The following is an 11,475-nucleotide window of genomic DNA, read 5'->3' on the forward strand; positions in this document are numbered from 1 at the left end:
CATGGCAAAGTTCTTTATCGATCGCCCGATTTTTGCATGGGTGATCGCCATTATTCTGATGCTGTCGGGGATCGCTTCGATCTTCACGTTGCCGGTCGCGCAGTATCCGACGATCGCGCCGCCGGCCATTCAGATCAGTGCTACGTACCCGGGTGCGTCCGCCAGCACGGTGGAAAACACGGTAACGCAGGTGATCGAGCAGCAGATGAGCGGCCTCGACCACTTGCTGTACCTGTCTTCCACCAGTGATGACTCCGGTACGGCCACCATTACGTTGACGTTCGCGGCCGGCACGAATCCGGACATCGCGCAGGTGCAGGTGCAGAACAAGCTGCAACTCGCGACGCCGCTCTTGCCGCAAGCCGTTCAGCAGCTCGGCTCCAAGGTGACGAAGTCGAGCAGCAGCTTCTTGATGGTGATGGCGTTCGTCTCCACGGACGGCAGCATGGGCCGCTACGACCTCGCCAACTACGTGGCGTCGAAGGTGGAAGATCCGATCAGCCGTATCGACGGGGTGGGGACGGTGACGTTGTTCGGCTCGCAATTCGCCATGCGGATCTGGCTGGATGCAACCAAGCTGAACAACTACGCGTTGACGCCGCTCGATGTGACCAACGCTGTCGCTGCACAGAACGTGCAGGTGGCAGGCGGCGGTCTGGGTGGCACGCCGGCAGTGCCGGGCCAGATGCTGCAGGCGACCATCACGGAAGCTACGCTGCTGCAAACGCCTGAGCAGTTCGGCAATATCCTGCTGAAGGTTAATCAGGACGGCTCGCAAGTGCGCCTGAAGGACGTGTCGCGCATCGAGCTGGGCGGTGAGAACTACAACTTCGATACCAAGTACAACGGTCAGCCGACCGCCGGCTTCGGCATCCAGCTCGCGACAGGCGCCAACGCGCTGAACACGGCGAAGGCGGTGCGCGCGAAGATCGACGACCTGTCGAAGTATTTCCCGGCAGGCCTGGTCGTGAAGTATCCGTACGACACCACGCCGTTCGTGAAGCTGTCTATTGAAGAAGTGGTCAAGACGCTGATCGAAGGGATCGTGCTGGTGTTCCTGGTGATGTACCTGTTCCTGCAGAACCTGCGGGCCACGTTGATCCCGACCATCGCCGTGCCGGTCGTGCTGCTGGGTACCTTCGCGGTCATGGGGCTGGTGGGTTTCTCCATCAATACGCTCTCCATGTTCGGGCTGGTGCTCGCCATCGGCTTGCTGGTGGACGATGCGATCGTGGTGGTGGAAAACGTCGAGCGGGTGATGGCCGAGGAGGGTTTATCTCCTCGGGACGCCACCCGCAAGGCGATGGACCAGATTACCGGCGCGCTGGTTGGCGTGGCGCTCGTGCTGTCGGCCGTGTTCGTGCCGGTGGCGTTCTCGGGCGGTTCGGTGGGCGCGATCTACCGGCAGTTTTCGCTGACGATTGTCGCGGCCATGATCTTGTCCGTGCTGACCGCGTTGATCTTGACGCCGGCATTGTGCGCGACCCTTCTGAAGCCGATCGACAAAGATCATCACGTCGAGAAGAAGGGTTTCTTCGGCTGGTTCAACCGTACGTTCACGAAGAGCCAGGACAAGTATCACAGCGGCGTGGAGCACGTGATCAAGCGCTCCGGGCGCTGGCTCATCATCTATCTGGTGGTGATCGTCGCGGTGGGTTTCCTGTTCGTCCGTCTGCCGAAGTCGTTCTTGCCTGACGAAGACCAGGGCACGATGTTCGTGCTCGTCCAGGCGCCGGCGGGTTCTACGCAGGAACGCACGGCCAAGGTTCTCGCCGACGTAACCCACTGGCTGCTGACGGACCAGAAGGACATTGTCGAAGCGGTCTTTACGGTGAACGGCTTCAGCTTCGCGGGCCGCGGCCAGAACTCGGGCCTCGTGTTCGTGCGGATGAAGGACTATGGGCTGCGCCAGCATGCCGACCAGAAGGTGGGCGCGCTCGTCGGACGCATGTTCGGGCACTTCGCGAGCTACAAGGACGCGATGATCTTCCCGGTCAATCCGCCGTCCATTCCGGAACTCGGCACGGCTTCAGGTTTCGACTTTGAGCTGGAAGATCGCTCGGGTCTCGGTCACGCGAAGCTGATGGAAGCCCGCAACATGCTGCTTGGCATGGCGTCCAAGGATCCGACGCTCGCGCAGGTTCGTCCTAACGGCCTGAACGATACGCCGCAGTTCAAGGTGAACGTGGATCGGGAGAAGGCGAATGCGCTGGGCTTGTCGCCGGCGACTATCGACCAGGTGTTCTCGATCGCGTGGGCTTCGTCGTACGTGAACAACTTCCTGGACGTCGATAACCGGATCAAGAAGGTGTACGTACAGGGCGACGCGCAGTTCCGCATGAATCCGGAAGACCTGAACAAGTGGTACGTGCGCAATACCGCCGGCGCGATGGTTCCGTTCGGAGCGTTCGGTTCTGGCGAATGGATCTACGGCTCACCGAAGCTCGAACGCTACAACGGTATTTCCGCGGTGGAAATCCAGGGTGCGGCGGCTCCGGGTAAATCGACGGGTCAGGCTATGCAGGCCATTGAAGCGATCGCGGCGAAGTTGCCGGCCGGTATTGGCTACGAATGGACGGGCTTGTCGCTGCAGGAACGCCAGTCGGGTTCGCAAGCGCCAATCTTGTACGGCATCTCGATTCTCGTCGTGTTCTTGTGTCTCGCGGCGTTGTATGAAAGCTGGTCGATTCCGTTCTCGGTGATCATGGTCGTGCCGCTCGGTATCTTGGGCGCGTTGCTCGCGGCTACCTTGCGCGGGCTGGAAAACGACGTGTTCTTCCAGGTCGGCTTGCTGACTACGGTGGGGTTGTCGGCGAAGAACGCAATTTTGATCGTGGAATTCGCACGCGATTTGCGCAGCCAGGGCAGGACCACGGTTGAAGCGGCAATGGAAGCGGCGCGTCAGCGGTTGCGCCCGATTCTGATGACGTCGCTGGCGTTCATTCTCGGCGTGTTGCCGCTTGCAATCAGTAACGGCGCGGGTTCAGCCAGCCAGCACGCCATTGGAACGGGCGTGATCGGCGGGATGTTGACGGCGACCTTCCTGGCCATTTTCATGATCCCCATGTTCTTTGTGGTGATCAGCAAAATCAGCCACGACAAGGGTACGCCGCAGCACACCCACGGCGGCGATGGCAATGATGGTGGCCACGGTGGCACGCCTGCTCCGGCCAAGGAAGGACATTGAGATGCTAAAACACTCCTTGATAGCGGCAGCGGTCGCGTTTTTCGCGGCAGGCTGCACGATGGCGCCGAAGTACGAGCGCCCGGCGGCGCCCGTCGACCAGACGTTCCCGACGGGCGGCGTCTATGACAAGCAGCCGGACGCAACGTCGTCGGCTGCGCCTGGTGATTCCGCGCAGGCGAAGCCGGCGGTGGACATCGGCTGGCGCGATTTCTTCGTCGATGCACGCTTGCAGCAGATCGTTGCAATCGCGCTGAAGAACAACCGTGACCTGCGCGTGTCCATGCTCAACGTGGCAGCGGCGCGCTCGCAGTATCAGATCACGCGTGCCGAGTTGCTGCCCACGCTCGACGCCGTCGGGTCGCAGACGAAGTCGCGCACGCCGAAGGATCTGTCGTTGTTCGGGCAGACCATCTCGAACCAGTATTCGGTCGGCGTGAATGCGTCCTGGGAAATCGACTTCTTCGGGCGGATCCAGAGCCTGAAGGACCAGGCGCTCGAGCAGTATTTCGCGTTGGCGGAAACGCGCAAGGCGGCGGAAATCTCGCTGGTGTCGCAAGTCGCCGACCAGTATTTGACGATGCTCTCGGACGACGACCAGCTCACCGTCACGCGCAATACGTTGAAGACGGCGCAAGAGTCGTATCGGATCACGAAGCTGCAATTCGATAACGGCGTAGGCACCGAACTCGACGTGACTCAGTCTGAAGGCATCCTGCAACAGGCCGCTGCCAACCTTCAGTCGCAATTGCGTCTGCGGGCGCAGGCCGAGAATGCGCTGGTGTTGTTGATCGGAGAGCCGCTGCCGGCAGATTTGGCGCCGGGCCTGCCGCTCGACAGCCAGAACCTGCTCGCCGATATCCCTGCCGGGTTGCCTTCGGACCTGCTCGTGCGGCGTCCGGATATTGCGTCGGCGGAGCATTCACTGCTTGCCGCGAACGCGAACATCGGTGCTGCGCGTGCGGCGTTTTTCCCGAAGGTTTCGCTGACGGGTAGCTTCGGGACGTTGGCGCCTTCGCTTGGCACATTGTTCAAGCCGGGTTCGGCGGCATGGTCGTTCGCACCGCAAATCTCGATTCCGATTTTCGAGGGCGGCACGAACCTGGCCAACCTGGATCTGGCTCAGATCCAGAAGCGCATCGAGATCGCGAATTACGAGAAGGCGATCCAGACGGCGTTCCGCGAAGTGGCGGACGGGCTGGCCGCGCGCGGCACTTACGACGAGCAGATCAAGGCGCTCGAGTTGTTTGTGAAGTCGCAGGCTCGCGGGCTGGAGCTGTCGGATATGCGATATCGCAACGGCGTGGACAACTATCTGAGCGTGTTGACGGCCCAGACGAACCTGTACACCGCGCAGCAGTTGCTGATCACGGCGCGGCTGAACCGCGTGACGAATCTCGTCGATTTGTATCGTGAGCTGGGTGGCGGCTGGGTCGAGCATGCAGGCGATCAGCCACGTCCTTCGGATGCAATGCCGAATTACCGCGATATTGGCACGCCGACGGCGGCTGCTGCGCCTGCGGCTTCCGGTGCGACGGTCAGCTCGGCTTCGGCAGGTCCTGCGAAGCTGGTTCCGGTGCAGCATCTGGTGCCGGCTGCAAAGCCGCAGGTTGATGCCGACGGGAAAGCAGTGGGATCGGCAGGGTAAGGTATTACGTGGTCCAGATGTTCAAAAACCGCAGCCTTTTGGGGCTGCGGTTTTTTTTATTGCGGCTTTTTTTATCTCTCAGTTCTGCGCGAACTCCCTCAGTGCTTCACCTTCGCCCTCCCATCAAAATCCCTTCCGGCACGATGGATCGCGCAGGTCGCATCGCGTTCTTTCTTCACTCCGTTGAAGACGATATTCAACAGCACCGCCGACACCGACGCCAGCAAGATCCCGCTATGAAGAATGGGTTCCAGCGCATGCGGTAACTGCGAGAAGAACTTCGGTGCGACGACCGGCACGAGACCCAGGCCAATACTCACCGCGACGATAAACAGGTTGTGGTGGTTCTTGACGAAATCGACCTTCGACAGGACCTTGATCCCGTTCGCCGCGACCATGCCGAACATGACAATGCCCGCGCCGCCAAGCACGAACGGCGGCACCGACGCCACCACTTGCGCCATCTTCGGAAACAGCCCGAGCGCCACGAGGATCACGCCGCCGGTCGCACAAACGAAGCGGCTCTTCACACCCGTGACGCCGATCAGCCCGACGTTCTGCGAGAACGACGTATGCGGAAACGAGTTGAAGATCCCGCCAATCAGCGTGCCCAATCCGTCGACTCGCAGTCCGCGCACCAGCGCGTTCTGATCGACGGGACGCTCGACCATGTCGCCGACGGCGAGGAACATGCCCGTCGATTCGATGAACGTGACGAACATGACGATGACCATCGTTGCAATGGAAAGCGGGTCGAAGTGCGGCAGGCCGAAGTGAAACGGCAGCACGATGCCGACCCACGGCGCGTTCGTCACGCCGTTGAGATCGACGCGTCCCAGCGACATAGCGATCCCGAACCCCGCCACAATGCCGAGCAACACCGAAATATTCGCGATAAACCCGCGTGCAAACTTGTTGATCATCAGGATCAGCGTGAGCACGACCAGCGCCAGCAGCAGGTAAACCGGATTGCCATACTCGGGGTTCCCGACACCCCCGGCTGCCCAGTTGATGCCCACGCCCATCAGCGACAAACCGATCACCGCGATGACCGTGCCGACCACCACGGGCGGGAAAAAGCGCAGCAGCTTTCCGATCATCGGCGCGAGGAAAATCCCCACGATACCCGCTGCGATCGTCGCGCCGAATATGTCGAGAATGCCGAGCCCCGGATTCGTGCCGATGGCGACCATCGGACCGACGGCGGCGAATGTGCAGCCCATGATGACCGGCAAGCGGATGCCGAAGATCCAAAGGCCTAACGTCTGGATAAGCGTTGCGACGCCGCACGAGAATAAATCGGCACTGATGAGAAACGCTATCTGGTCTTTCGGCAGCTTGAGCGCCGCGCCGAGAATCAGCGGGACCGCGACGGCGCCTGCGTACATGACGAGTACGTGCTGAATGCCGAGTGTAAGCAACTGGGCGGCGGGTAAGCGTTCGTCGCAGGGATGAACCGGGATTGTTGCCATGTTGTTTCTGTCTCCAAATTTTGATCCGAGCGTGCCCTCGAATTAGTGATTCAAGGTACGTGGCGCAAAAAGCGAGAACAAGTCGACGTTGGCGTATGGCCCCCTTAGCCGCGCTGATATGCCGCGAGTGCCTTAATATCGCGTCTGACGTGGTGAAGCCACGGCTGGCGGGCGAAGGACGATTTGCGTCGCGCTTGGCAGGGCGTCCACCTACGAGGCGTGGTTATGATGGTTATCTGCCCTCCCGCATAGTCTGTTTTCCTGAGGCGCGACGCGGGCAGCGGGTTAACCCGTCGCAACCCGTTTTTACCGCTTAACTTTTTCTGCGAATCTCCATGCGATTTCTTGGCATCGATCTGGGCACGGCATCGCTGAAACTCGCTATCGTCGATGAAAACGGCCACGAACGCGCCTTCGCGAACGCCGCGTACACAGTCTCAACGCCCGTTCCCGGCTGGGCCGAAACGCCGGTGGAAACCTGGTGGAACGCACTGCGCGATGCAGCCGCGCGCTTGCCAGCCCATGAGCGCGAGCGGGTGAATGCAATCGGTTTCTCGGGGCAGATGCATGGCGTCGTAGTCACCGACGAAAACAACCAGGCGCTGCGCCCCGCGATGTTATGGCCCGATACCCGCGCGCTAGATTTGCTCGACGCCTGGCGCCCACCGCAACTGAATCCCGTCGCGCCCGGCATGGCAGGGCCGTTGCTGCGCTGGCTCGCGGCGAACGAGCCGGCGGTGATGAGCAAGACACGCTGGGCCTTGCAGCCGAAAGACTGGCTGCGAACGGCGTTGGGCGGCGAAGTTTGCACTGATCCGTCGGACGCGTGCGCCACCGCGCTTGCTGAACCTTCGGGCGTGTGGGACGACGCGTTGATCGCGGCAATCGGGCTGCGGCGCGAGTGGTTCGCGCCGCTCGCGCCATCGTATGCAGCGGCCGGCACGTTGAACGCGGAGGGTGCGAAACTGCTCGGTTTGCGGGCGGGAATAGTGCTGGCCGTGGGTGCGGGCGACACCGCTTGCGCCGCGCTCGGCAGCGGTCTTTTTGCCGATGGCGACGCGTTGCTGACTACCGGCAGCGGCGGCCAGATCGTGGTGGAGTCTGCCGATCAGCCGGCCTCTGTCATCGGCCTGCACGCGTATCGTGCGGCGACTGACCAGTGGTATCGGATGGCTGCGATGCAGAACGTGGGCGTGGCGCTCGAAGCGGTGCGCGGCTGGCTCGGCTACACGAATTGGCCGAGCGCCTATGACGATGCGTTCGGTGCGTCTGCATCCACGCACGTGACGTTCTTGCCGTACGTGAGCGGTGAGCGTTCGCCGTGGATGAATCCATCGGCGAGGGCGGGTTGGCTCGGCCTCGGTCTTGGCGACACACGCGGCATGATGATGCGCGCGGCCTTCGAAGGGGTGGCTTTTGCGCTGCGTGCCGGCCTCGACGCCATTCGTCTGAACGCCGGATCGTCGGCCGTGGTACGAACCCTGCGGCTTGCCGGAGGTGGCTCGATCGATTCGCGCTGGCGCCAGCTTCTGGCCGATGCGCTCGATGCGGACCTGCAAGCCGTCGATTGCCCGAACGCGGCGACGCGCGGCGCGGCGATCCTTGGCGGCATTGCGCTCGGGTCCTGGCACGCGGCGGATCTGGCGGCGCTGGCGCCATCGGCGACGCTGGTTGCATCGCCGCGCGGTGCAGATATCGCCCGGGATCTGGCGCTCCGTCATACGCGTTTCATCGATTTATACCAGCGTAACGCGAGCTGGTTTTGACGCACGTTTTCGACCTCCGCTTACACTAGCGCACGCCCAAGCGAATCCACGAGACAGCACGAAAAGCCTCATACGAAATATGTCCGATACAACCACGTCCTTGCCTACCCATCCCGACTATCCCGACTTTCGCTCGCGTGAGTTCCTGCTCGATCACGCATTGCGGACCATGACCTTTTATCACCCGCATTGCATGGACCCGGCGGGCGGTTTTTATCATTTCTACAAGGACGACGGCACCCTCTACGACCGCAAGTCGCGGCATCTGGTGTCAAGCACGCGCTTCGTTTTCAACTACGCAATGGCGTACAAGCACTTTGGGCTCGATGAGTACCGCGGCGGCGTGCGTCATGGCATTGAATACCTGCGCGAGTTTCATCGTAATGCGCAGACCGGCGGTTATGCGTGGACGCTCAACGGTCGCGATGTCACCGACGCCACCAATCATTGCTACGGCCTCGCGTTCGTCGTGCTGGCCTATGCGAAGGCGCTGGAAGCAGGCTTCGAAGAAGCGCGCGGGTATCTGGAAGAAACCTGGGACCTGATGGAAACACACTTCTGGGACGCGGCTAACGGCCTGTACAAAGACGAGGCCAGCGCGGACTGGGTGGTATCGGACTATCGCGGACAAAACGCCAACATGCATACCTGCGAAGCGATGCTGGCTGCATTTGAAGCATCGCAGGATGTGCGTTATCTGGACCGCGCTGCGCTGCTCGCGGACAACATGGTGAATCGTCAGGCTGCGCTTGCCGGCGGGCTGGTCTGGGAGCACTACAAGCCGGACTGGTCGGTCGACTGGGAATACAACAAGGGCGACAAGACCAACATCTTCCGGCCGTGGGGATTCCAGCCGGGCCATCAGACCGAATGGGCGAAGCTGCTGCTGATTCTGGACCGGCATCGTCCGGATCCATGGCACGTCACGCGCGCACGAGAACTGTTCGACCGAGCGCTGGATTTTTCGTGGGACCACGAGCACGGTGGGATGGTTTACGGCTTCGATATCAAAGGCGAGTTCTACGACGAGGACAAGTATTTCTGGGTCCAGGCAGAGTCGCTGGCCGCCGCCGCGTTGCTCGCCGATCAAGCCGCGCACGCTGGTGATGCGGCCACTGCCACGCGTTACTGGAACGATTACGACCGTCTGTGGACGTATAGCTGGGATCATTTCGTCGATCACAAATGGGGCGCGTGGTACCGCATACTCGCCCGCGACAACACGAAATACAGCAACGAGAAAAGCCCGGCCGGCAAGGTCGACTATCACACCATGGGCGCATGCTACGAAGTACTAAACGTCGTGTCTTAACGTAGTACGACGCACAGCCTGCCTGCCCACTCTGAATCAACGAGCAACTAACGGAGCCAAATATGAAAACCAAAGCCGCCATTGCATGGGAAGCCGGAAAGCCGCTCACCATCGAGGAAGTCGATCTCGAAGGACCGCGCGCCGGTGAAGTGTTGATCGAAGTGAAAGCGACCGGCATTTGTCACACCGACTATTACACGCTATCGGGCGCCGATCCGGAAGGCATCTTCCCGGCAATTCTCGGACATGAAGGCGCGGGCATTGTGGTCGATGTCGGCCCGGGCGTGGGCACGTTGAGGAAGGGCGATCACGTCATTCCGCTCTATACGCCCGAGTGCCGGCAGTGCAAGTTCTGCCTGTCGCGCAAGACCAATTTGTGCCAGGCGATCCGTTCGACGCAAGGCCGTGGCCTGATGCCCGATGCAACGTCGCGGTTTTCCATCGACGGGAAGCCGTTGTTCCACTACATGGGTACATCGACGTTTTCGAACTACATCGTCGTGCCGGAAATCGCAGTGGCGAAGGTGCGTGAAGATGCGCCCTTCGACAAGATTTGCTACATCGGCTGCGGCGTGACGACGGGCGTGGGCGCGGTCGTGTATTCGGCAAAGGTCGAGGCCGGTGCGAACGTCGTGGTGTTCGGGCTGGGCGGTATCGGCTTGAACGTCATCCAGGGCGCGAAGATGGTCGGGGCGGACAAGATCATCGGCGTCGACATCAACCCGCGTCGCGTGGAGCTTGCGAAGAAATTCGGCATGACGCACTTCATCAACCCGAACGAAGTTCCGAATGTGGTCGATCACATCGTGCAGTTGACCGATGGCGGCGCGGACTATTCGTTCGAATGTATCGGCAACACGAAGGTGATGCGCCAGGCGCTGGAATGTACGCATAAAGGCTGGGGCCAGTCGTTCATCATCGGCGTGGCGGCGGCGGGTGAGGAGATCAGCACGCGGCCGTTCCAACTGGTCACGGGCCGTGAATGGAAGGGCTCGGCGTTCGGCGGCGCACGAGGACGTACCGACGTCCCGAAGATCGTGGACTGGTACATGGAAGGCAAGATCAATATCGATGATCTGATCACGCACACGCTGCCGCTGGAGCGCATCAATGAAGGTTTCGATCTGATGAAGAAGGGCGAATCGATCCGCTCGGTGGTGTTGTACTGAGGTATTCGCGGAGCGCTAGCGGGTGGCGTGCCAAAGACGGCGCGCTGCCTCGGCGAAAAAATCGAAGGGATGAAGCAATGCTAGAACTTGTGGAAGAACATCGGTGCTGGGGTGGCGTGCAGCGGACCTACAAACATGACTCGCAATCGATTGGCTTGCCGATGCGGTTTTCGGTGTTTTTACCAGCCGAAGCATCGACAGGGAAAGTGCCCGCGTTGTTCTATCTTGCGGGCCTGACTTGCACAGAAGAGACCTTTCCGATCAAGGCCGGCGCGCAACGATATGCGGCCGAGCATGGCATCGCGCTGATCGCACCGGATACCAGCCCGCGCGGTGCGGGCGTGCCGAACGAAAGCGCGGCGTGGGACTTCGGCGTGGGTGCGGGATTTTACGTCGATGCCACGCAGGAACCGTGGGCGCGTAACTATCGGATGTACTCGTATGTGACGCGGGATCTGCTCGTTGCGGTGCTTGCTGAATTGCCGGTGCGTGAAGATCGGCTGGGGATTTTCGGGCACTCGATGGGCGGTCACGGCGCACTGGTTCTCGCGTTGAAGAACCCCGACATTTATAAGTCGGTGTCGGCATTCGCGCCAATCGCCGCGCCTTCGCAATCGCCTTGGGGCGTGAAGGCGTTTTCGGGTTATCTCGGCGAGGATCGGGAAACGTGGAAGCAGTATGACGCGAGTGAGCTAGTGAAGAACGCAGCGTCGAAATTTGCAGCGGGGATTCTGATCGACCAGGGTCTCGCCGATAACTTCCTCGCGGCCCAGTTGCATCCGGAGCTATTCGAAGCGGCGGCGAAAGAGGTAGGGCAGGCGGTGACTGTACGGAGGCATGACGGCTACGACCACGGGTATTACTTCATCTCGACGTTTATCGGCGAGCATATTGCGTTTCATGCACGCACGCTGTGTGCTTGAA

7 protein-coding genes are annotated in these 11,475 nt (G+C 61.0%); 6 read left to right on the forward strand and 1 reads right to left on the reverse strand.

Annotated features, from left to right (window positions below):
• Position 1: 1 nt before the first annotated feature.
• Both FH08_RS0117685 and FH08_RS0117690 read left to right on the forward strand, forming a co-directional pair.
• Complete coding sequence (locus FH08_RS0117685) at positions 2 to 3,187, forward strand: efflux RND transporter permease subunit (RefSeq protein ID WP_031359607.1); 3,186 nt, start codon at positions 2 to 4, stop codon at positions 3,185 to 3,187.
• Between the two features lies 1 nt (position 3,188).
• Complete coding sequence (locus FH08_RS0117690) at positions 3,189 to 4,832, forward strand: efflux transporter outer membrane subunit (RefSeq protein WP_081889508.1); 1,644 nt, start codon at positions 3,189 to 3,191, stop codon at positions 4,830 to 4,832.
• A 98-nt stretch (positions 4,833 to 4,930) separates the two neighbouring features.
• Here FH08_RS0117690 and FH08_RS0117695 read toward each other — a convergent pair whose 3' ends face one another.
• A complete protein-coding gene (locus tag FH08_RS0117695; RefSeq protein ID WP_031359609.1) occupies positions 4,931 to 6,304 on the reverse strand; it encodes a nucleobase:cation symporter-2 family protein in 1,374 nt (457 codons plus the stop codon).
• A 335-nt stretch (positions 6,305 to 6,639) separates the two neighbouring features.
• Between FH08_RS0117695 and FH08_RS0117700 the strand changes: the two genes are divergently transcribed.
• From FH08_RS0117700 to fghA, 4 genes are all read left to right on the forward strand, one after another.
• A complete protein-coding gene (locus FH08_RS0117700) occupies positions 6,640 to 8,070 on the forward strand; it encodes a xylulokinase (RefSeq protein ID WP_031359610.1) in 1,431 nt (476 codons plus the stop codon).
• Between the two features lie 79 nt (positions 8,071 to 8,149).
• Positions 8,150 to 9,382, forward strand: a complete 1,233-nt coding sequence (locus FH08_RS0117705) for an AGE family epimerase/isomerase (RefSeq protein WP_031359611.1) — start codon at positions 8,150 to 8,152, stop codon at positions 9,380 to 9,382.
• Between the two features lie 62 nt (positions 9,383 to 9,444).
• Positions 9,445 to 10,551, forward strand: coding sequence for an S-(hydroxymethyl)glutathione dehydrogenase/class III alcohol dehydrogenase (locus FH08_RS0117710; protein WP_031359612.1), 1,107 nt, complete (start codon positions 9,445 to 9,447; stop codon positions 10,549 to 10,551).
• A gap of 77 nt (positions 10,552 to 10,628) precedes the next feature.
• Positions 10,629 to 11,474, forward strand: coding sequence for an S-formylglutathione hydrolase (fghA, locus tag FH08_RS0117715; RefSeq protein WP_031359613.1), 846 nt, complete (start codon positions 10,629 to 10,631; stop codon positions 11,472 to 11,474).
• Position 11,475 lies beyond the last annotated feature (1 nt).

This window comes from Caballeronia sordidicola (assembly GCF_000729995.1).
Classification (GTDB): Bacteria; Pseudomonadota; Gammaproteobacteria; order Burkholderiales; family Burkholderiaceae; genus Caballeronia; species Caballeronia sordidicola_A.

Bases quoted from the DNA above. Each gene is read 5' to 3' on its own strand.
- FH08_RS0117685 (WP_031359607.1), top strand. From the start codon at position 2: ATGGCAAAGTTCTTTATCGATCGCCCGATTTTTGCATGGGTGATCGCC.
- FH08_RS0117690 (WP_081889508.1), top strand. From the start codon at position 3,189: ATGCTAAAACACTCCTTGATAGCGGCAGCGGTCGCGTTTTTCGCGGCA.
- FH08_RS0117695 (WP_031359609.1), bottom strand. From the start codon at position 6,304: ATGGCAACAATCCCGGTTCATCCCTGCGACGAACGCTTACCCGCCGCC.
- FH08_RS0117700 (WP_031359610.1), top strand. From the start codon at position 6,640: ATGCGATTTCTTGGCATCGATCTGGGCACGGCATCGCTGAAACTCGCT.
- FH08_RS0117705 (WP_031359611.1), top strand. From the start codon at position 8,150: ATGTCCGATACAACCACGTCCTTGCCTACCCATCCCGACTATCCCGAC.
- FH08_RS0117710 (WP_031359612.1), top strand. From the start codon at position 9,445: ATGAAAACCAAAGCCGCCATTGCATGGGAAGCCGGAAAGCCGCTCACC.
- fghA (WP_031359613.1), top strand. From the start codon at position 10,629: ATGCTAGAACTTGTGGAAGAACATCGGTGCTGGGGTGGCGTGCAGCGG.